A 20,057-nucleotide genomic window follows, 5' to 3' on the forward strand; every position below is an offset into this window, starting at 1 on the left:
AAACAGCTTTTCCATATCATTTACTGGAAAAGCTGTTTTTTTCGATACTCCTCCATAAATACAAAGCCGCGTAACTTAAATATGGAGACCAAGTAGGAAAACGCGCAATGATTTCCTCTCTCGTTGGTTTTTTATCCATTCCCCATAAATTCTTTAATGCGTTTTGTAACCCAATATCTGCGACTGGAAATAAGTTTTGACGTCCTAGACCAGACATGAGAAAGCTTTGGGCAGTCCACGGACCGACACCTCGATAATTGGTTAGGATATCAATTACTTCCTTGTCCTCTAATCGTTGTAATTTTTCAAGATCGAGAGAACCAGATGCCACCGCTTGCGATAAACCAATGAGATACTCGGCCTTCCTTGAACTAAATTGCATGTCTCGAAGTGTTGACACTTCAAGGTTAGCGATAACTTCAGGTAAAGGATACTGCAACACACCATCTATTTCAGTGCCGAATGCTTTAATAAAGCGCATCGTTAATGTATTCGCAAAAGACATATTTAGTTGTTGATGAATAATACTGCGCATTAATGTACCATAAAGCGAAAAACTTCGTACAAGTGGTGTACCTTCGTGGATATTAAATATTGGTGCCAAATCCGTATCTTGAAAATGAAGGTGAATGTCCTCTAAAGGTTGATTAAAATGAAAGATGTCTTTCACAGTATTTAGTTGCACGTCATTAAGTATTCCGTTCAGAACAAAAGAAGGCGCTTCTTTCATGCCCGTTGCTTGCAAGGTCACTACATTCCCTTCTTCCATTGGAAATCGAATTGAGCGGTTCAATATATCAACTGAATTTACAGGATCTCCTGCCAGTCTTTCCAATGCCCCATCGAAATCATATATAAATGGAAGTGTAATCAGATTCCCAATAACCACTCACCCGCCTATTATTAATTGTAACTTTAGTATACTGGATACTGGATACTGGCCCCAAGAAGGAAGCACGATTGAGTCAAGTTTTTGTCGGTACTATTTTAGGCAGATGTTTTCTCTCCCATGATAGTTTAGTATTCCGTTTTTTAAAATACCAAATAAACCATGTTGATTTCCGTTCCGAGCGGACGCTTTTCCAGCTTCAGGAGGCAGATGCTCGAGTCATAAGCCACATTAACTGCGCGGCAAAAAACGCCACTCCGTTAATTCGTCTTATGCTTGTCGCATCTAAGCGCCTCCTTCAGCTTTCATTATTTCCGCGAGGCGTGCGGTGAGCCAATCGCAAAACGTAGATTGCGATTTGCCGTATTTCTGCGGTTTTTGCAGAAATTAAGGCAGGCGATAGATATTCATGTTCATAACGCTTCGCTTAATCTCGCAGGAGTCGCCGCTCTGCACTCCAATCAACAGAGATTCCTGTTATATAAACACATTAACTTACATAAAACTTACTTATTAATGCCTTCTTTAACTCAATATCCAATAACAACGCTCCAAGCAAAAAATATATAACAGAAAAAACCTTTAAATTTTTTCTTAAAAAGGGTTGACTTAATTTCTACGTTAGGTATAATAGTAATTGTCCAGTACATGAGACACATCATAAAAACGGTTTCGTAGCTCAGTTGGGAGAGCGCCACCTCGACAAGGTGGAAGTCGGGGGTTCGAGCCCCTCCGAGACCATACTAACAAACTCTTATGATATAAGGTTTGATAAAACACCATCCTACAAAGGATGGTGTTTTTGTGTCTTAAGGTAAATTCAACGAAAATATATTTATACTTGCGAAATTAGATAAACATGAAAAAGCATGATCCACATTCTACTGGACCACGCTTTTTTCTCTTTACGATTTATCAAACGAAAGATTTTGATAGTAAACCTCTACGTGTACGATTTACGCAACTGCCACATTCTTATCATCTTCGTCTCTATCTCGAGATTTATATTGGATCGCAAACATCCCCAAAAATACGACGAGTCCAACAATATCTGTAATTGTTTCAGGAAAGATTAGTAATAATCCTGTACCAACTGCTATTATACGTTCAAACCAATTACATTTACGATACCAATACCCGATCATACCTGCGCCAATTGCAAGCATTCCGACTAGTGCCGTTAAGACCACCCACAAAATCTCTGGTAACGATGCATCTATCATTAACAGCGCAGGATTATAGACGAACATATATGGAATGATAAAGGCCCCAATCGCAAGTTTAGCTGAAGTAACCCCTGTTTTAATAGGGTCCCCACCTGAAATTCCAGATGCTGCAAATGCTGCAAGCGCAACTGGCGGTGTAATATCTGCAACAATGCCGAAAAAGAAAACGAATAAATGAGCAGATAACGCAACTACTAACGGGATCGCAGCGCCCGGTTCAGAACCAATCATCAAGAGTGTGATAATTGCTGGCGCAGCTATCGTTGATGTAATGACATAGTTTGCTGTTGTTGGCGACCCCATTCCTAGTACAAGTGAAGCAAACATGGTAAAGACAAGCGTTAGGAACACACTACCACCCGCTGCGGAGATCAAGCCATTTGCAAGCCCTAATCCAAGCCCCGTTTTTAATACGACCCCTACTATAATACCTGCACATGCAGTTGCCGCGGCAACCGCCAATGCTGTCCGTGCACCTTCAACAAGTGCCTCAATCATATCCTTAAAGCCAATTCGGGTTTCCTTGCTAATGGCACTAACAAGAATCGTTAATAAGATTCCGTAAAGTGCAGCTTGCATTGTAGGAATGCCGATTAGTAAGAAGAAGATAATCCCTAAAATTGGTAACAATAAATAGATTTTCTTTAACACTTTTTTGCGATTTGGAATTTGATCCTCTCTCATCCCTTTTAAACCAACGCGTTTCGCTTCAAAATGCGTCATAATCCATATACCGGCAAAATACAATGCTGCTGGAATAGCTGCTGCTTTTGCAATTTCCCAATACGTTATTCCACCAATAAATTCAACCATTAGGAAAGCTGCAGCCCCCATAATTGGCGGCATTAGTTGGCCACCCGTCGAAGCAGCAGATTCAACACCACCCGCAAACTCTTTACGATATCCAAGCTTTTTCATCATTGGAATTGTATAGGAACCCGATCCAACAACGTTTGCAACTGAACTTCCTGAAATTGTTCCTTGTAAAGCACTGGAGAAAATTGCCACCTTTGCTGGTCCTCCAACTAAGCGTCCTGCTAATACAACCGCGAGTTCATTAAAGTAGTTTCCAACTCCGGTTTTCACTAGAAATGCTCCAAATAATAGGAAAACAAAAATAAACGTTGCAGATACACTGATCGGTGTACCTAAAATACCATCTGTCGTAAAAAACATCGTTCGAACGATACTTTTAACATCTTGCCCTCGGTGGTTTAAAAACCCTGGGAAATAGGAACCAAAGAATGCATACACTAAAAACAGACTTGAAATAATCGTAATCGGGATTCCTACTGCTCGGCGTGCTGCTTCTAATGTTAGAAGAATTGCAATAATCCCGATGATCATATCCATTTCTGTTAATCGACCAACTTGCATCGTAATCTTCTCAATATTGAGCGGCCAATAAAGCCCGACCGCAACTGATAGTAACGCTAGTATCAAATCGTAGAAAGGAACTTTTCCTCGCTTTGCTTTGCCCAGTTTTTTCCTTGCTGGAAATAAAATGAATATTAAAGATAAGGCAAATCCTAAGTGAATGGAACGTTGAATATATGCTGTGTATTGCCCAAAAATGGCCGTGTACAACTGAAATAACGAAAATGCCAGAAGGCCGACAAAAACCACTATCCTAAAAATTGATCCGAGATTTCTTGTATTCGATTCAGGATCATATTTACGAAGGATTTCATCTTGTTTTTCTTCCGATAATGTCTCTAGTTCTTGAGCATCAACTTTCATTTCCTCTTGCTGACTTTTATCTTTAGCCATTTAATTTCTCTCCTTTCGTTAATTGGTAATAAGTTAATTTCTTCACTTTAAATTCATAGGATTTTCCTTTTTCTAAGTGTTTCTTTAAATCTAACTCATGATTAGCATAACGAAGCGCTAAATCTGCATCTACTCTTCCGATATGAATCCTAAATGAGTCAATTACTCTATCATTATATGTAAGCGTATAAACGCCATCCCTTAACTCTAAAGTTTCACCCTCAGCTGCATCTCCTGGCAACCCTATAGAAAGGTTCTTGTATGACATGGATAACATTCGAATTTTTTGTTTAGGCGTTATTTCGTAATATTCAATGACATCTGTTAAATGAATCGAATGAACATATCTAATTTCAAATTTTTTTTGTTCATTGATGGTAACGTAATAAACTTTCTTTCCTTTTGTCCCAGTAAATAACAATGTATCTTTCACAGGCAGAAAAAAGAATACTAAACATAATAGTCCCAAGAAGAAAAGGAATAAACTTTGCTTATAATACCTCATTCGCTGATCCTCTCCAAAAGCCAATCCATGCAACCTAAGTTAAATTGAATTTAGCTTCTACTTGTAATTAAGATAGGATAGAAATAGAGCGGCAGAAGCATTGCGCCTCGCCGCTCCACTTTTCAATGTAATTTACTTTCCGTTCACTTCATCAAAATATTTTTGCGCACCCGGGTGAACGTCAATACCGACGCCATCTAATCCCGTTTCAGCTTTAATATATTGACCTTTATCATGCGTTAATGTCGATGCATTATCGTAGACTGCTTTCGTAATTTCATACACTAAGTCTTCTGGTAGTTCATTTTTAACAACGAGCATCGCACCTACTGATACTGCATTTGTATCTTCAGTTGAACCATAAGTACCTGAAGGAATGACTTCCTTTGCATAGTAAGGGTATTTCTCAATCAGCTCATCTGCTTTAGCATCCTCAATTGGCACGATAAATACTTTAGCAACTGCATTCAATCCTTCAACCGCACCTGTTGGCGTACCAGCTGTAACGAATGCCGCATCGATTTGTCCTGATTGAATACTTTCCTGGGACTCTCCAAAGTCTAGGTTTTGCGCATCAATATCATCCATTGTAAGTCCATGAATTTCAAGTAATTGTTTAGCATTCGCTTCTGTTCCTGAACCAATCGCACCGACTGAAACCTTTTTACCTTTCAGATCTTCAAAAGATTTAATCCCACTTTTTTCAAGAGTAACAAGTTGAACTGTTTCTGGATAAAGTGAACCAATTGCAGATACTTCATCAATTACTTCATCCTCAAACATTAATTCACCGTTTGCCGCATAATAAGCGATGTCCGTTTGAACAAATGCGATTTCTGCAGCGCCCTCTTTTAAATCAATCATATTTGCTGCGGAAGCTTGTGAAACTTCTGCGTCTGTTTTAATACCAGTCTCTTTTGAAATAAAATCAGCAAACGATCCGCCAAGTGGATAGTATGTTCCTTGCGCACCACCTGTTAAAATACTTAAATTATCATAGTTATCTTTTTCTTTTGTTCCTCCATCACTAGTACTATCTGAGTTACAAGCAGCCAGTACAAGCATCGCAATCATTGAAATGACTGCCAATAAACGGAGTTTCCCCTTTTTCATCATCCATTCCTCCCTTTTCATAAAAAAACTTAATAGTGTACATTTACTATATTACCATGAAAGCGCCTACACATGTCAATATTCAAAATATAATAACATACAAAAAAACTCCTATCTTAAATAAAATTAAGAAAGGAATTTTTGTCGTTAAAAATGTTAATTAAATTTAATGTTGGGATTCCTGCGCCTCTTCATCATCACGGGTACGATGCGCAATTCTTGAAGCAGCCGATGCGGCGATACTTGCGACCAAATCATCTAGGAAGGTATGGACACCTCTACCTTTTTTCGTATCTAGTTCATTAATGATGCCAATTTTATTTTTATCTAAATGGCCAAAAGTTGTAACAGCAATGGAGCCATACGTAAAAACAGCACCGAGTGCAATGGTTTCATCGACACCGAACAACCCTTCATCCGATTCAACAATTTGTTGTAACGGTTCGGATAATTTTCTTTGCTCTGCAAGCTCATCGAGTTCAATTCCGACAAGAATCGCATGTTGTAATTCTCGCTTTTTCAACACACTCTCTATGGACTCTATGCAATGTTCCATCGTAAGCTTTTCATTATATGGTAATTGCATTTCATATACAATTTCAGCAATATCATCTAATAGAACGCCTCTTCGTTTTAACGCGTCTACTGTTGCTTTTTCAACAATCTTTGAATGTACTTTCTTTCTACTGCTTACCATTATAAACATCCCCTTCTGTATTTCTATAGGTGTTATTACTATTATACGTACACTTACGGATATGTTACAATTCCATACATATAGATACAAGGAGGCAACTACCCATGAAGCAAGGTCGAATTGAAGAAGTTATTCTCTCTAGTGAGGCACTTGGTGAAGATATGCAAATTCTTATCCACTTACCTTATAACTATACGCCACTTTATAAATATGCAGTGCTCATCGGCTCAGACGGTAAAGATTATATTCAATATGGACGTGTTGGACGAGTCATTGATGAATTAATTGACGAAGGCGAAATTGAAGATGTTATTTTTATTGGCTTACCTTATAAAAGTGTTCCTGAACGTAGACGCATGTATCACCCAGATGGAGATAAAAGAGAAGCATACACACGTTTTCTTGCCCATGAGCTCGTCCCTTATATAGATGAACATTACCCTACCTATCAAATTGGGGCCGGTCGGGTTCTGATGGGCGATTCACTCGCAGCAACGATTTCACTTCTTACCGCTGCAAAATATCCAAATATTTTTGGGAAAGTGATACTCCATTCGCCTTACGTAGATGATGTAGTTCTCGATCAAGTAAATGCTGTGCAAGACCCGGCTGCTATTTCAATTTACCATGTAATCGGTAAGGAAGAAACTGAAGTGAAAACACAGGTTGATGGTATTCAAGATTTTTTAACACCAAATCGTTCATTAAATCAACTAATTGAAAAGAAAGGTTTTCCGTATTTCTATGAAGAATTCGAAGGAGACCATACGTGGAAGTATTGGCAACCTGACGTCAGACGTGCAATTGCTATGACTTTTGGCTATTAATCACGGATTAATGACAGAAAATATTTATTTCTGTTATAATTAAGATAAGCTGTACAATCTGATAAGGAGGTTTTTGAATATGAAATACGGTATTGTAGCGTTTCCTTCAAAAGAACTTCAAGATTTAGCGAATGGATATCGTAAGCGATATGACCCACATTATGCACTCATTACACCTCATATGACAATTAAAGGTGTTTTTGATGCAGATGATAAAGAAATTGAAGAAGTTGCAAAAGCAATTAAAAAAGTGACTGATAAACACAGTCCATTTGAATTAAATGTCACAAAAGTTAGTACATTTGCACCAATTACAAATGCAATTTATTTTAAAGCTGAACCTAACGAAAAACTTGTAAACTTGCATCACGAGTTAAACTATGATTTCTTCGGTGATGAACCAGAGTATGCATTCGTTCCTCATATTACAATCGCACAAAAACTTTCTTCAGGTGAACATGACGATATTATTGGTCAATTAAAAATGATTGGTGTGAATCATTCCGAAATGATTGATCGATTACATCTACTCTATCAACTTGAAGACGGTTCTTGGACAGTATACGAGACATTCCGTCTAGAAGGAAAGCAGTAAACTTTGTTTAACGTCACAATCGTCTCGTCACAACATGAATTGGAAGATGCGTTTTTTGTAAGAAGAAAAGTGTTCGTTAAAGAACAAGGGGTCCCGCTAAGCCTTGAATTAGATGAATACGATGATACTTCAAGCCATTTTGTCGTCTATAAAGGAGATTCACCAATCGGTGCAGGAAGAATCCGCGAAACAAATGCACGGACTGGAAAAGTCGAGCGAGTATGTGTCCTTCCCGAATATAGAGGACTGCATCTTGGGAAACTGATCATGCAAGCGCTTGAAAATCACGGGGCGCAGCAAGGCTACGAGAAAATTGTTTTAAATGCACAATCGTATGCAATCCCATTTTATGAGAACCTTGGATATACCATCACTTCACCTGAATTCATGGATGCGGATATTCCACATCGTTCAATGGAAAAAAACATTACAAATTAAAAAATAGCTGAAACATCTTTGCGTTAAAGCAGATGTGTATCAGCTATTTTCATTCTCAATAAACCTCATTATTATAAGGAAATAAAGATAAATCCATCTATAAAAGAAGTATATAGTTAAGCTATATACTTCTTTTATTCTTAAACATAAGCGTTTATTGCGATACCTTTGCCGACTAAATGAGCAATAGTAGGCGATAAGTTAGCTGGATTCGGGTAAATATATCCTTGATTTGTAAATTGCGAGTTTGGTGAAGCCAATGAAAGCTTTTGTTGCATTTTCCCTTGATACGCTTGCTGTGAAAAATCAGCATTCAGATTTATTTTATGCAAACGAGGAACTTCAGCAATTTTATTATACGCCATTATCCGATTCGCAAATTGTTGTGTCTGAAACGAATTGACTGGCAATATATAGCCCATCAGCCCACCTCCTTCACTAAGAATCTATTATACTCTCAAGTGTAATATACCCCATTCAACCATGAATCAAACTACTATTACTAACTTATCTTTTAAGCATATTTTCAATATCGGCAAAATTAAAGGCTTTACCGTCGTTCACAATGGAACGAACGAGTTCGTCTTCCATTTGTGGAGTTATATTCTTTTTTGCAAGTTTCCCTACATTACGAATGATCTTTCTCACTTGCTTTTCGTTTTTGAAATCAGCAAATTGGATAGCGTTTGCTAACGCAAAAACTTCCTCCATTGGAACGCCGGTTTTCGACTCTATTTTCTTGAAAAATGAATCATTCATACGTAGTCCCCTTTCTTATACAAAGCTACAGCCGACAATAATAAGCAGGATGAAGAGAACAACAATTAGAACGAAAGTTGAACCGCCGTAATATCCTTTTCGTTCGCGTCCGCAGCCATAGCCATTACCGTGACCATGACCGCCTACTCCGTATCCACCCGCGCAAGGATTATATCCAAACATGAAAATCCCTCCTTCCCTTCTACATATCGTATGCAGAGAGAAAGAGGAAACCGGGGCAATTGCACAGATTATTCATGTTGTTTTTAAAAATCTCTATCACTAGTTTAATTTTTACCTTTAGATTTAAATAATAATGCGGCTATAAAACCAAACAATATGGCTGCACTAATTCCAGAACTCGTTACTTCAAACATCCCAGTTAAAACTCCGACAAGACCATGTTTTTCAGCTTCAGCCATTGCCCCATGCGTTAATGCATTTCCAAATGAAGTAATAGGGATTGTAGCTCCTGCACCAGCAAAGTCAATAAGCGGCTCATACCAACCAAATCCATCTAGAATTGAACCACTCACAACGAGTATACAAAGTGTATGCGCTGGCGTTAGTTTTGCTACATCAAATAATAGTTGGCCAATTACACAAATTAGTCCCCCGACAACAAAAGCTGTAATGAACATTGACATATTATCGTTCACTCATTTCATCGTTAATTCAACGGCATGCGCGATGCATGGAATACTTTCACCTTGTTGGTAAGATAATGGCGATAATAATGCCCCTGTAGCGATTAATAGTACTTTCTTATACGTACCAGCCATCATTTTTGAAAAGACCTCCGTAAAATAAACCGCAGAAGAACATCCCGCACCACTTGCGCCAGACTGAAAATTTGAATTACCACCGTAAAATTCAGCACCTGCATCTCTAAAGTTATCCGAAACGTTAATTTCTTGTCTTTCGGCTAATGCCTTATAAATCTCAAATCCTGTTAAACCAAGATCTCCTGTCATGATCAAATCATAATCATCTTCTTTCATCTGATGGCCCTTCAAATGTCGTTGCAAAGTATCGATAGCCGCAGGCGCCATTGCTGCCCCCATATTAAGTGGGTCTGTTACCCCTAAGTCAATAACTCTTCCCATCGTCCCTCTTGTAATAGAAGGTAGCCCTGCCTGGTGTTTTGTAATTGTAGCTACTCCAGCTGCTGTGGCAGTCCATTGAGCAGTCTTTGGCTTTTGCGCGCCATACTCAACTGGGTACCGAAATTGTCGTTCAATAGAATTGTGTTGACTTGCAGCTCCTGCAATCGAATAAGTCGATAAATTGGTATCTGTTAATAAAGCAGCCATTAGCAATGAAGAAACTGAAGTGGCACAGGCTGAAAATAATCCCATATAGGGTATTTGTAAGGAACTTGCACAAAAGTTTGAAGGCGTCATTTGGTTTACGAGGTCACCTATTAATAGAAAGTCTGCATCACTTGGGACTTTATCAACTTTACTCAATGCAATCATACATGCATCTTCAATCATTTTTGCATGTCCCTGTTCATTCGTCACGAGATTGCTTCGTTCGTCGTCATATACTTTATCAAATAAATCACTGAATGGACTTTCTCGTTCAAGTGGCCCTACCGTTACACCTGTTGCCGCAATCGATGGCTTAGAATTGAATGTTAAAATTCCTTTTACTACCATGATACAACACCTAGTTTCACAAGAATTGTTTTAATGAGTGCCACAATAAAAGCAGATGCGACGCCAAATAAAATAACAGAACCTGCTAGTTTAAACATATTACCGCCAACCCCTAGCACATATCCTTCGCTTTTATGCTCGATTGCAGAAGAAACAACCGCATTTCCAAATCCAGTAATCGGAACTGCCGCTCCCGCTCCACCAAACTGACCAATTTTTTTATACTGTCCAAATCCTGTTAGTAACATCGCAATAAATATCATTGTGGCCACAGTTGGATTGCTCGAAGTTCGTTCTGTAAAATCAAAATAAGTCATATAAAAAATAGATATCACTTGTCCAATTAAACAAATTGTTCCACCTGTAAGAAAAGCCGTCAGCACATTTCGAAGGATAGGTATTTTTGGAGAAATTTCTTGTTCTAACTTTGCGTATTTTTTCTCATCCATTACGTCTCCTCCTTTAACAGAGAAACTATCGCCTTCAATTCTTTCCCTAAATTCTTATCATCCTTATCTTGGATTAGTTTGGACGTCATATGCACAATTTTATTATCTGCAGACACAACAATCTCAAACTCAGGATAAGCTTCTTTTAATTTCTTCTTTAAATCTTTCTCTATTTTTTCTTTACGAAATCTGGAAAAAGTTTTAACCGTAACACCAGAAATTATTTTATTATCATTAAAAATTGCGTTTGAACTTACTAAACGGTCATCCCGAGAAAAAATCTCTTCTGCTTGTTCGCTAGTTGCAGTTGAATTGTTGTAAATATGAACGCCATTTTCAAGACGATTACACCCCAATAAAGTCAGTATAATTATGAAAAACAGAGCGACATTTCGGATAGATTTCTCCTCCTTTTTATAAAAGTATACCGTAATAGAAGAATTTTTATTCAAACTAATGAATCCGCCCTAACGGGTTTTGTCAAATGACATAAAGTATAGAGAAATGAAGAAGGAGGTGGAGTTAATGGGATGTGGTAAATGTGAACATGATCACAAACACAAACACCATTCAAAAGGATGTGTTTGTGAAGTAGTTCGTGCAATTAAAGAAATTCAAGACATTGGAACAGACGACGATTGTGCTACTTGCTCAACTAGCTGCTTTATGGAGCCTCTTGGCGGTATCGTGAGCCCAGGACGCAGAAATCAATTTGATACACGTGTATTTATGCTCTTAACTAAAAACGGGGATCCTTTTAAAGCATTTTACCGTGATAGAGACCGTCATGATACGGATTGCTTCTCTGTATTTTTCCGTGTTGAGGAGGTTTTTGATAACTGCTGCGCTACATTAAGAGTATTAGAGCCAAGAAAGCGGAGCGGTGAAGAAGTTGATTTAGTCGATTGCACGCATACAACAATTGATTTGAAAAAAATATGCGCTACTCGTCGCTTTAGAAGCACTGAAAGCTGTATTACAGTCGACCTAAGCTGTTTCTGTGGCGTACAATGTATCGATGACGTATTCCTCGATATTTGCTAATGACCATGCAACACTTCCTGCAATGCCTAAGCTCTTAGAGGTAACTCTAAGAGCTTTTTATGATGTAATTAAATCTATCATAATGAAAAAACCACAACATTGAGTTGTGGCTTTAAACAATATATTTTTTATTTTTCGGGTAATGATTTTCCTCGCCAAATTATATCAACAATATCATGAGACGCAACAGCCATGATTGTATCCTCGTCACCATTCACATGAATCATGACGACATTCTCCTCAATCTTATCTATTATACCAAAAACTTCTTCCCCTTCGTTTAACTTAAACGTTAAAGGCTGATAGACACGACGTCCAAATGGCGTTTGTACTTTATTTAGTTTACGTTGAATAGTTGGATTTATTTTAGGCACTTCGATGGCTAGTTCTTTGCTATTAGAAGATGATTCCTCTTTAACAAATACCGATGTGCTTTCATCATCTACAATCGGAACTCTCAATCTAATCGGTGGTCCAGCAATAAACATAAGCGGTATAGGTCGTCTTGACAAATAAGCACTTCCTTTTTCCACAGTATATGCCTTATTTAATCAACCTGTTCGGAAAACAATTACCCTTTACAAATTACTAATAAAGGCAGTTGCCAACCCTAAATAGATTAACGTACTAATTAAATCATTTAAAGTCGTAATAAATGGCCCCGAAGCCACCGCCGGATCAACTTTCATTTTATGCATAAATAAAGGTATAAATGATCCTGATATTGTAGCGACAAATATCGAGACAAGAATTGCAGCACCAACGAGCAAACCGAGAAGAAACTCTTGTTTCCATACGTAAATTAATCCAACGACAAAAATCGCACAAATTAGCCCTGTTAATAGTCCTGTTCCTGCTTCTCTTAATAATAATTTAAACTTACTTTCGTCTTCAATATCACGTGTCGCAATCCCTCGCACCGCAACCGCAAGCGCTTGGGTACCACTATTTCCAGCTGTACCCGCGATTAAAGGAATAAAGGCAGCTAGCAAAGCAACCTGTGCAATTGTCTCTTCAAAGGCGCCAATTAAATTTGCTGTTAACATGCCAAGCACAAGTAAAATTAACAGCCACGGTAAACGTTTTTTAGCTGCTGAAAATGAATTTTTATCAAATGTAGTCATATCTGCTACCGCAGCAAGTTTAGAGTAGTCATCTGATGCTTCTTCATCTAATACGTCGATAATGTCATCGACTGTAATGATACCAAGCATATGTTGTTGAAAATCAACGACAGGGACTGCTAAGAAATTATAGTCTTTAATTGTGCGCGCTACCTCTTCCTGATCTTCGCTTACAAGGACACTCACGACGCGCTCATTCATAATAGAATGGATAAACGTATCTTCATGCGCGATTATTAAATCACGTAAAGATACAACGCCTGTTAAGCGTTCATCGTCATCCACAACAAAGACATAATAAATTGTCTCTGCTTCAGGTGCAGCATTTCTTAGTATCGTCATTGCTGAACGTACCGTAGAATCTTGTGGAATGACAACATATTCGGTCGTCATAATCGATCCAGCTGTAAACTCTTCATAATGTAAAAGAGCTTTAATTTCAGTTGCTGATTCTTTATCCATTAATGTTAGATAACTGACGACTTGTGACTTATCAAGTTCATTTAAGACGTCTACAGCATTATCCACGAACATATTCGCAAACATTTCTGCAGCATACGTAGCGTCCATTTCTTCCAGAAATATTTTATAATCATTATCATCAATTTCACTTAGCTCGAAAATTTCCGCTAGCTCTTTCGGCGATAAATAAAAATACATTTTTTTCCTTAGTTCTGGTTCTACCTTTTTATAAAGTGTTGCTCTATCATATGGATGAAGTTGTAAAAATAATTCCCTAAAGTGTATAATATCGTCTTGTTCTAATGACTCGATTAAACTTTCTTCATCGTAAATAATCTCTTCATTCATTGGATTTCTTTCTATCAAATCTGCACCTTCCTTTCCGATAAAACAGCAATCTTAGGATATACTATACATCACACTTACATTAAAGGATGATGAAATTGAAATACGATATTATAGGCGACATTCACGGCTGTTTCGATGAGCTTATACAACTTTTACAAAAACTCGGCTATTCTTTAGACACGGGCATTCCGATTCATCCTGAAGGACGTAAAATTGCTTTTGTAGGCGATGCAATGGATCGAGGGCCAAATTCCTTAAAAACAATCGAACTGATGTTTCGACTTCAGGACAATAGAGAACTAATTTATTCCCCGGGAAATCATTGTAATAAATTTTACCGCTTTGCAAAAGGGAATAATGTACAGCTCCAACATGGTATTGAAACAACAGTCGCAGAACTTCATGCTTTACCCAAAGAGAAACAAGTGAATTTCTTAAATCGATATCAAAGCTTTTATGAATCATTGCCATTATATGTAAGTTTGAATAACGGCAACTTAATTATCGTCCATGCCGGAATACGAGAAAATTTAATCGGTAGTAAAAACCATAAAAAAATCCGTACATTTGTATTATATGGAGATATTACAGGTGAAAAATTACCTGATGGACGCCCTGTTCGGAAAGACTGGGCTATCACATACCGTGGAAAACCATTTATTGTATACGGTCACACCCCAGTACAGGAAGCTCGCTTTATTAACAATACTGTAAATATCGATACGGGTTGCGTATTCGGTGGTAAGTTAACAGCTATTCGCTATCCGGAAATGGAAGTTGTTTCCGTTCCCTCTTCTCTTCCATTTATGCCAGATCGCTTTACATCTTTCCCATAAGCATTTTTTTCATATCCTCAGGCACTTCACTTACAAACACTTTCTCCTTTCCTGACACAGGATGATAAAAAGATAGCGTTGTACAGTGAAGTGCTTGGCGATTAATCACGCATCTTTTACCCCCATATAAATCATCTCCAGCTAAAGGATGACCTAACCATTTCATATGTGTACGTATTTGATGGGTTCTTCCTGTTTGCAAACTAAGTGCAACCTGCGTAAATGGCTTCCCATTTTTTTCAAATCTATCAATAACTTGAACGTTTGTCCTAGCTTCTTGCCCATCATCACGAACAATTCTTTCTATTATACTTCCTTCTTTTCTACCAATCGGTTCGTTTATCAGTATATCGTCCTTTGCAACATATCCTTCGACAATCGCCTCATATTCTCGCTTGAATGTTGAACTCATCATCTGTTTTCCAAATAAATGATGGATATGGCGATTTTTAGCAATACAAAGTAGGCCTGATGTATTGTAGTCAAGACGTGTCACAATATGAACAGTAGAAGGGATGTGTTCTCGCATAAACTTTCCCGCTACGTAGTTTGCAATCGTGCCGAATTGATGGTTTAAAGAAGGGATTGTACTTTTCCCTGCTGGTTTATTTAGAAGTAAAATTGCTTCGTCTTCATAGATGATGTCCAGTTCTCCTTCTTCTACAAGTAATCCATCACTTAACTTTTCAGGAGGAAAGAACACTTCGACTGTATCTCCAATCGCCAAAGGCACTCTTACATCTCGTTCAACTCCGTTAACGAGTAACTGCCCGCCGTCATACTTAACAGCAGTCAACGTTCTCTTTGAGATGTCTTTTTCAGCAAGAAATTCACGAAGTAACTTCCCGTCTTCTTGCACGATAAATTCTAAATGAAACCTTTTGGTGTTCAGCTTAACCATTGTTTTCAATGAACGCATTACGTACTCTTCTCCAGAATGGGAAGGGACGGAATCTGGCAAAACGAATTTTTTCTGTAGATACCCTGTATTCGATTGATTTGACATCTTTATGTAATAATTGTAAATGATCAATTGTCACCATGAAATCAGGCCCTTTCACTGGTTTCAACACGCATTTATGGTGTGCAGGTAAAATAAGCGGTGCTCCAACTGTTCGAAACACTCTGTTATTGATAGAAGCCATTTCAGTTAACTGCATTGTAGGTAATGAAGGATGCACAATCGCTCCTCCTAATGCCTTACTATAAGCCGTCGATCCAGAAGGGGTTGACATGCATAACCCATCACCGCGAAAACGTTCGAAATGTTTATCGTTTAACTCAACATCCATCACAAGTGTCACTTCCGGTGACTTAATAGATGACTCGTTTAATGCTAAATACTGCGTACTATCCTTTTGTTCACGATAATTAATGGTCACATCAAGCAATGGATATTCAATTACATCAAATTCTTTTCGGGCTAAAGAAATGACGAGCTTCTCGATTTCCTCTGGCTTCCAGTCTGCATAAAAGCCAAGATGCCCAGTATGAATGCCCACAAAAGCCGTATCTTCTAAACGATAACTGTATTTATGAAATGCATGCAATAACGTACCATCCCCGCCAATCGACAATACGATATCCGGCTCATCCTTGTCATAGACAAATCCAAATCCTTTTAGATAATTGATTGCTTCATCCATTAACTGATTAGATAATTTATCATTTCTAGATTGGATAGAGTACTTCATCACGCTCGCTCTCCTTTCTTTTTCATAGTGCCACGTTGCCTTGTAGCCGTCTCTTTATAATCACTAAAATATTTTTGCGCATCTTGTATTTCATCGCGAATTAAAGACATTTCCTCGTCTAAACGAAAGGCTGCTTCTGCAGCACGTTCAAGTCGCAAACTAATTTCCTCCGGTAACTCGCCTTCATATTTATAGTTCAATGAATGTTCGATGGAAGCCCAGAAATTCATCGCAAGTGTGCGAATCTGAATTTCTGCAAGAATGACTACTTCCCCGCGCACGGTTTGAACTGGATATTTAATAATCATATGGTAAGAACGATAACCACTTGCTTTTCGATTTGATATATAATCCCGCTCTTCAATAATTTCAAGGTCATTGCGTTTACGTAAAATTTCAACAACAGCACTAATATCATCAACAAATTGACACATAATTCTTAACCCTGCAATATCGGGTAGTTCTGCTGCTAATTCTTTAGAGGGGACAAATGGAATATTCTTTTCCAAAGTTTTATCATAAATACTGGCAAGCGGCTTGACACGACCTGTTACAAATTCAACCGGTGTGTGTACATCTTCTAAATTATATTGCGAACGAATGCCTTTTAACTTTACTTTTAATTCATCCACCGCTTGTTTATACGGCTCAAGAAATAGACTCCACTGGGACAAGTTCATCCCTCCTCACGTTACTTAACTTCTTGTAAAACTTCTTCAAATGCCTGTTCAACTGCTGTGGAAAAAGCTTCTCCGTAATTGTTATTCCCTTCTATGTTGAAAATAAGCATCGTTAACTCTTCAATGAAACCTGTTAATACGACAGATTTTTCGCCTTGCACTACTTGCGGATCTGTTCCAGACTTTAAAACCTCAACCATTAACGGCCAGACCACTTGCGGAAAATGAACTTGACCATATGAATCTTCTCCGTCAATTAAATAAACAAAGCTTAATTTATCTGAATCAGTTATCATTTTTCCGGCTGGTACAATTTCCAATACATCAATAGTTTCCGGTACTAAAAATCGAATTTGTTCACCTTTATGTATACCACTATCAATCTGAATTTGAATGCTCATTATTCTACATCCCTTCATCACTCGATACGTTTAGTTTACCACAAGGCATCGTGTCTTTGCAGTTTGAAAAATGCGTTTTTCGTTTTAAATTGGTATACTGAACCTAGAGCCTAAGTTACATTATTTATTTACTTGATTTTTATGAGAGGAATGAATCCAGTTGAATGTTCAAAAGATGAAAATTTTAATGGAGATTAATTCACTGCAAGCATTAGGTGCAGTACAATCCTATACAAAGCAACAATCTACACCAACTTTTTTTACAAATATGCTTGGACAGATTCTAAACCAGTCAGCAAGTTCAAATTCAACTATGAAGAACACTGAAAGTTTGAATCCATTAACCTATACAGGAACAAATCATGTGTTTTATCCTTCGACATTATCAAATCTTCTTACGACGTCAACTCAAGTTCCTATTTCTACCACTAAGAATCGTACTCATGATTTAAAGGGATACGCGCATATTATTAAAAAGGCAGCTGATCAATTTAATTTACCTGAACGACTCATTACGTCAATCATTCAACACGAATCTAATTTCAACAGCCAGGCAGTGAGTGCTGCGGGTGCGCAAGGACTGATGCAACTTATGCCTGGTACTGCAAGGTTTTTAGGCGTTAAAGACAGCTTTAATCCAGAACAAAACATTATTGGTGGCGCAAAATATTTAAGACAAATGCTCAACCAATTTAACGGCAATATAGAACTGGCACTTGCTGCCTATAATGCGGGGCCGGGAAATGTCAAAAAGTATGGTGGGATACCTCCATTTAAAGAAACGCAAGGCTATGTTAAGAAAGTTTTAAATACATTTTATAAGTAATTTATGATAGTTTTACATCCACTCTCAAATGCAGTTTGTTTGAGAATATAAGTTGTAGTTGGTAGAATAGTTTTACAGTCAGAATAAAAGATATGATTGCTTAAATACGATTAGCATAAGGTTGCATACAAGCATCCTGCAATATAAATCAGTGAACGATGTCCTAAAATGGATGAATATACACCTATTTTATGGGACCGGCATTAGCCATATATATTTAAAATGTATGCGTGACAACAGCCAGACAATTGCCCTGTTTGTAGAGGTACTTTTTTACTTCAGGAGGAAGACAATCGAAAACGACTTGGCAACGTCTACACGAACTTCATGCAGACCTGCGAAAACTAGGTGTGCAGCTTAATAGGCACAAAGGAGGCTAAAAAATCATGCGAAAACCTTTGATTCCATATGAGGAGATTGGTGCAGAAAAATTGTCGGAACTGATCGATTTATTTTATTCTAAAGTAGCCGTCCATCCAGACTTGTACCCGATTTTTCCTGATGACCTGACAGAAACTGCTCGTAAACAAAAACAATTTATGACTCAATATTTAGGTGGCCCCAATTTATTTAGCGAGGAACACGGGCACCCGATGATGAAGGCTCGACATATGCCGTTTCCAATTACACCTACACGTGCTGAAGCTTGGTTATCATGTATGGCAGAAGCCATGGATGAAGTCGAATTAGATGAAAATATCCGAGATTTCTTCTTTAGACGACTTGTTTTAACAGCGAAGCATATGGTAAACAAGGAGGATGACCAGTGATACCACGTCCTTCATTGGAAAGTTCGACAAGTTCATTTTTGGAAACTAGACCACTAGAGTTATATGTTTTTATCGACCCAGCATGTAATGATTGTTGGCTCCTTCAACCCATACTTCGGAGACTACAAATAGAATATGAACGTTATTTTACGCTCCGTGTCGTACTAAGAACATCCTTACCAACACTGAATTTAACTAGTGTACGTTCTTTTCAAGATGATGAGGCTTATGATCAAGCAGCTCACACAGCCTTTCCATCCATTGCCATTAAAGCAGCGGAATTTCAAGGAAAGCGTGCAGGGTTAAGATTTATATCGAAATTATTGGAATATTATTATTTAAAGAACAGAAATGTAAACTCATTTTCCGTACTTGTAGAAATTGCAGAGGTCGTTTATTTAGATGTCGATGAGTTTATTCGTGACTTCGCTTCTAAAAATGTTCATCGTGCCCTCCAAATAGATTTTTATATGGCTAAAGAAATGGAGGTAGACAGTGCACCAACTTTTGTATTCTTCAATGAAAATATTGAAGATGAAGGATTAAAAGTGAGCGGCCTATATTCTTACGAGATTTATGAACAAATCATTGAAGAATTAATTGGTCAGACGATTTATCCCGAAACTCCCCCTCCACTTGAGGAGTTATTCAAACGGTTTGATACACTGGCTACAAAAGAAATAGCCGAAATTTATAGAATGACTGAGAAGTCTGCAGAACGCGAGTTAAAAAAACGACTTCTTCAACAACACATCGAACGTTTACCAGTTCAAGACATTACATTATGGCGTAAGAAAGTACAATAAATCATTAAAAAGCTATCTGAGTCGTAAAAAATACGATTCAGATAGCTTTTTTCATTCTATAATTTAAAGGGATATTACTTTCATACAAGAGAAAAGAGCATCCAATCCTGGGGGGGATATGGATGCTCTTATTCAAA

26 protein-coding genes and 1 tRNA gene are annotated in these 20,057 nt (G+C 37.8%); 9 read left to right on the top strand and 18 right to left on the bottom strand.

What is annotated here, in order from left to right:
- Positions 1-16 precede the first annotated feature (16 nt).
- A complete protein-coding gene (locus tag AB1H92_RS10755) occupies positions 17-889 on the bottom strand; it encodes a DNA-3-methyladenine glycosylase (RefSeq protein ID WP_311157219.1) in 873 nt (290 codons plus the stop codon).
- Between the two features lie 668 nt (positions 890-1,557).
- Between AB1H92_RS10755 and AB1H92_RS10760 the strand changes: the two genes are divergently transcribed.
- A tRNA-Val gene (locus AB1H92_RS10760) sits at positions 1,558-1,630 on the top strand.
- A 215-nt stretch (positions 1,631-1,845) separates the two neighbouring features.
- Here AB1H92_RS10760 and AB1H92_RS10765 read toward each other — a convergent pair.
- From AB1H92_RS10765 to AB1H92_RS10780, 4 genes are all read right to left on the bottom strand, one after another.
- Positions 1,846-3,885 (bottom strand): TRAP transporter permease, encoded by a 2,040-nt coding sequence (locus AB1H92_RS10765; protein WP_115360297.1) that lies wholly within the window; start codon positions 3,883-3,885, stop codon positions 1,846-1,848.
- On the bottom strand, positions 3,878-4,390 hold the full coding sequence (locus tag AB1H92_RS10770; RefSeq protein ID WP_115360296.1) for a DUF1850 domain-containing protein: 513 nt from the start codon (positions 4,388-4,390) through the stop codon (positions 3,878-3,880). The genes AB1H92_RS10765 and AB1H92_RS10770 overlap by 8 nt, the downstream gene beginning before the upstream one ends.
- A gap of 132 nt (positions 4,391-4,522) precedes the next feature.
- Complete coding sequence (locus tag AB1H92_RS10775) at positions 4,523-5,503, bottom strand: TAXI family TRAP transporter solute-binding subunit (protein WP_115360295.1); 981 nt, start codon at positions 5,501-5,503, stop codon at positions 4,523-4,525.
- 166 nt (positions 5,504-5,669) lie between these two features.
- The gene (locus AB1H92_RS10780) at positions 5,670-6,200 is read right to left on the bottom strand and encodes a phosphatidylglycerophosphatase A (protein WP_115360294.1); all 531 of its coding nucleotides are present in this window, start codon (positions 6,198-6,200) and stop codon (positions 5,670-5,672) included.
- Positions 6,201-6,304: 104 nt separating this feature from the next.
- Here AB1H92_RS10780 and AB1H92_RS10785 point away from each other — a divergent pair, with 104 nt between their 5' ends.
- The 3 genes from AB1H92_RS10785 to AB1H92_RS10795 all read left to right on the top strand — a co-directional run bounded on the left by AB1H92_RS10785 (position 6,305) and on the right by AB1H92_RS10795 (position 8,060).
- Entirely contained in the window at positions 6,305-7,027 is a 723-nt protein-coding gene (locus tag AB1H92_RS10785) for an esterase family protein (protein WP_115360293.1), read from the top strand.
- Between the two features lie 79 nt (positions 7,028-7,106).
- Entirely contained in the window at positions 7,107-7,622 is a 516-nt protein-coding gene (locus AB1H92_RS10790) for a YjcG family protein (protein WP_115360292.1), read from the top strand.
- Positions 7,623-7,625: 3 nt separating this feature from the next.
- Positions 7,626-8,060, top strand: coding sequence for a GNAT family N-acetyltransferase (locus AB1H92_RS10795; protein WP_115360291.1), 435 nt, complete (start codon positions 7,626-7,628; stop codon positions 8,058-8,060).
- 140 nt (positions 8,061-8,200) lie between these two features.
- Here the strand turns inward: AB1H92_RS10795 and AB1H92_RS10800 are convergent, their stop codons facing one another.
- The 7 genes from AB1H92_RS10800 to AB1H92_RS10830 all read right to left on the bottom strand — a co-directional run bounded on the left by AB1H92_RS10800 (position 8,201) and on the right by AB1H92_RS10830 (position 11,381).
- Positions 8,201-8,482: a hypothetical protein gene (locus AB1H92_RS10800; RefSeq protein ID WP_115360290.1), complete on the bottom strand. Its 282-nt coding sequence runs from the start codon at positions 8,480-8,482 to the stop codon at positions 8,201-8,203.
- 85 nt (positions 8,483-8,567) lie between these two features.
- Complete coding sequence (locus AB1H92_RS10805) at positions 8,568-8,819, bottom strand: stage VI sporulation protein F (protein WP_115360289.1); 252 nt, start codon at positions 8,817-8,819, stop codon at positions 8,568-8,570.
- A 15-nt stretch (positions 8,820-8,834) separates the two neighbouring features.
- Positions 8,835-9,002: a YjcZ family sporulation protein gene (locus tag AB1H92_RS10810; RefSeq protein WP_115360288.1), complete on the bottom strand. Its 168-nt coding sequence runs from the start codon at positions 9,000-9,002 to the stop codon at positions 8,835-8,837.
- Between the two features lie 104 nt (positions 9,003-9,106).
- Positions 9,107-9,466, bottom strand: coding sequence for a stage V sporulation protein AE (gene spoVAE, locus AB1H92_RS10815; RefSeq protein WP_115360287.1), 360 nt, complete (start codon positions 9,464-9,466; stop codon positions 9,107-9,109).
- A 12-nt stretch (positions 9,467-9,478) separates the two neighbouring features.
- On the bottom strand, positions 9,479-10,480 hold the full coding sequence (locus AB1H92_RS10820; protein ID WP_115360286.1) for a stage V sporulation protein AD: 1,002 nt from the start codon (positions 10,478-10,480) through the stop codon (positions 9,479-9,481).
- On the bottom strand, positions 10,474-10,929 hold the full coding sequence (gene spoVAC / locus AB1H92_RS10825) for a stage V sporulation protein AC (RefSeq protein ID WP_115360285.1): 456 nt from the start codon (positions 10,927-10,929) through the stop codon (positions 10,474-10,476). Before spoVAC ends, AB1H92_RS10820 begins: the two co-directional genes overlap by 7 nt.
- Complete coding sequence (locus AB1H92_RS10830) at positions 10,929-11,381, bottom strand: hypothetical protein (protein WP_115360284.1); 453 nt, start codon at positions 11,379-11,381, stop codon at positions 10,929-10,931. The genes spoVAC and AB1H92_RS10830 overlap by 1 nt, the downstream gene beginning before the upstream one ends.
- Before the next feature lie 73 nt (positions 11,382-11,454).
- Between AB1H92_RS10830 and AB1H92_RS10835 the strand changes: the two genes are divergently transcribed.
- Complete coding sequence (locus AB1H92_RS10835; RefSeq protein WP_115360283.1) at positions 11,455-11,973, top strand: CotY/CotZ family spore coat protein; 519 nt, start codon at positions 11,455-11,457, stop codon at positions 11,971-11,973.
- Positions 11,974-12,101: 128 nt separating this feature from the next.
- Here the strand turns inward: AB1H92_RS10835 and AB1H92_RS10840 are convergent, their stop codons facing one another.
- Entirely contained in the window at positions 12,102-12,485 is a 384-nt protein-coding gene (locus AB1H92_RS10840; RefSeq protein WP_115360282.1) for a hypothetical protein, read from the bottom strand.
- A gap of 66 nt (positions 12,486-12,551) precedes the next feature.
- The gene (gene mgtE / locus AB1H92_RS10845; protein ID WP_370474984.1) at positions 12,552-13,925 is read right to left on the bottom strand and encodes a magnesium transporter; all 1,374 of its coding nucleotides are present in this window, start codon (positions 13,923-13,925) and stop codon (positions 12,552-12,554) included.
- A gap of 77 nt (positions 13,926-14,002) precedes the next feature.
- Here mgtE and prpE point away from each other — a divergent pair, with 77 nt between their 5' ends.
- Positions 14,003-14,743 carry a bis(5'-nucleosyl)-tetraphosphatase PrpE gene (gene prpE, locus AB1H92_RS10850; protein ID WP_115360281.1) on the top strand — a complete coding sequence of 247 codons (741 nt, stop codon included), beginning with the start codon at positions 14,003-14,005 and terminating at the stop codon, positions 14,741-14,743.
- Here prpE and AB1H92_RS10855 read toward each other — a convergent pair.
- Genes AB1H92_RS10855 through AB1H92_RS10870 form a run of 4 tightly spaced genes read right to left on the bottom strand, consistent with a single transcriptional unit; the run spans position 14,727 to position 17,518 of the window.
- Positions 14,727-15,662 (bottom strand): RluA family pseudouridine synthase, encoded by a 936-nt coding sequence (locus tag AB1H92_RS10855; RefSeq protein ID WP_243835602.1) that lies wholly within the window; start codon positions 15,660-15,662, stop codon positions 14,727-14,729. The two genes, prpE and AB1H92_RS10855, sit on opposite strands and share 17 nt — an antisense overlap.
- Positions 15,637-16,437, bottom strand: a complete 801-nt coding sequence (locus AB1H92_RS10860; RefSeq protein WP_115360280.1) for an NAD kinase — start codon at positions 16,435-16,437, stop codon at positions 15,637-15,639. Before AB1H92_RS10860 ends, AB1H92_RS10855 begins: the two co-directional genes overlap by 26 nt.
- A complete protein-coding gene (locus AB1H92_RS10865) occupies positions 16,437-17,111 on the bottom strand; it encodes a GTP pyrophosphokinase family protein (RefSeq protein WP_115360279.1) in 675 nt (224 codons plus the stop codon). The genes AB1H92_RS10860 and AB1H92_RS10865 overlap by 1 nt, the downstream gene beginning before the upstream one ends.
- Before the next feature lie 17 nt (positions 17,112-17,128).
- Complete coding sequence (locus AB1H92_RS10870; protein ID WP_115360278.1) at positions 17,129-17,518, bottom strand: hypothetical protein; 390 nt, start codon at positions 17,516-17,518, stop codon at positions 17,129-17,131.
- A 160-nt stretch (positions 17,519-17,678) separates the two neighbouring features.
- Between AB1H92_RS10870 and AB1H92_RS10875 the strand changes: the two genes are divergently transcribed.
- The 3 genes from AB1H92_RS10875 (at position 17,679) to AB1H92_RS10885 (ending at position 19,920) form a co-directional block, all read left to right on the top strand.
- On the top strand, positions 17,679-18,344 hold the full coding sequence (locus tag AB1H92_RS10875; protein ID WP_243835603.1) for a lytic transglycosylase domain-containing protein: 666 nt from the start codon (positions 17,679-17,681) through the stop codon (positions 18,342-18,344).
- Between the two features lie 383 nt (positions 18,345-18,727).
- Positions 18,728-19,114, top strand: coding sequence for a globin (locus tag AB1H92_RS10880; protein ID WP_115360277.1), 387 nt, complete (start codon positions 18,728-18,730; stop codon positions 19,112-19,114).
- Positions 19,111-19,920 carry a DsbA family protein gene (locus tag AB1H92_RS10885; protein WP_115360276.1) on the top strand — a complete coding sequence of 270 codons (810 nt, stop codon included), beginning with the start codon at positions 19,111-19,113 and terminating at the stop codon, positions 19,918-19,920. Before AB1H92_RS10880 ends, AB1H92_RS10885 begins: the two co-directional genes overlap by 4 nt.
- Positions 19,921-20,057: the final 137 nt, after the last annotated feature.

Source organism: Sporosarcina pasteurii, from assembly GCF_041295575.1.
Lineage (GTDB): Bacteria > Bacillota > Bacilli > Bacillales_A > Planococcaceae > Sporosarcina > Sporosarcina pasteurii.

Coding starts and splice junctions, on each gene's coding strand:
- AB1H92_RS10765 (WP_115360297.1), bottom strand. CDS start 3,885: ATGGCTAAAGATAAAAGTCAGCAAGAGGAAATGAAAGTTGATGCTCAA.
- AB1H92_RS10770 (WP_115360296.1), bottom strand. CDS start 4,390: ATGAGGTATTATAAGCAAAGTTTATTCCTTTTCTTCTTGGGACTATTA.
- AB1H92_RS10775 (WP_115360295.1), bottom strand. CDS start 5,503: ATGAAAAAGGGGAAACTCCGTTTATTGGCAGTCATTTCAATGATTGCG.
- AB1H92_RS10780 (WP_115360294.1), bottom strand. CDS start 6,200: ATGGTAAGCAGTAGAAAGAAAGTACATTCAAAGATTGTTGAAAAAGCA.
- AB1H92_RS10785 (WP_115360293.1), top strand. CDS start 6,305: ATGAAGCAAGGTCGAATTGAAGAAGTTATTCTCTCTAGTGAGGCACTT.
- AB1H92_RS10790 (WP_115360292.1), top strand. CDS start 7,107: ATGAAATACGGTATTGTAGCGTTTCCTTCAAAAGAACTTCAAGATTTA.
- AB1H92_RS10800 (WP_115360290.1), bottom strand. CDS start 8,482: ATGGGCTATATATTGCCAGTCAATTCGTTTCAGACACAACAATTTGCG.
- AB1H92_RS10805 (WP_115360289.1), bottom strand. CDS start 8,819: ATGAATGATTCATTTTTCAAGAAAATAGAGTCGAAAACCGGCGTTCCA.
- AB1H92_RS10810 (WP_115360288.1), bottom strand. CDS start 9,002: ATGTTTGGATATAATCCTTGCGCGGGTGGATACGGAGTAGGCGGTCAT.
- spoVAE (WP_115360287.1), bottom strand. CDS start 9,466: ATGTCAATGTTCATTACAGCTTTTGTTGTCGGGGGACTAATTTGTGTA.
- AB1H92_RS10820 (WP_115360286.1), bottom strand. CDS start 10,480: ATGGTAGTAAAAGGAATTTTAACATTCAATTCTAAGCCATCGATTGCG.
- spoVAC (WP_115360285.1), bottom strand. CDS start 10,929: ATGGATGAGAAAAAATACGCAAAGTTAGAACAAGAAATTTCTCCAAAA.
- AB1H92_RS10835 (WP_115360283.1), top strand. CDS start 11,455: ATGGGATGTGGTAAATGTGAACATGATCACAAACACAAACACCATTCA.
- AB1H92_RS10855 (WP_243835602.1), bottom strand. CDS start 15,662: ATGCGTTCATTGAAAACAATGGTTAAGCTGAACACCAAAAGGTTTCAT.
- AB1H92_RS10860 (WP_115360280.1), bottom strand. CDS start 16,437: ATGAAGTACTCTATCCAATCTAGAAATGATAAATTATCTAATCAGTTA.
- AB1H92_RS10870 (WP_115360278.1), bottom strand. CDS start 17,518: ATGAGCATTCAAATTCAGATTGATAGTGGTATACATAAAGGTGAACAA.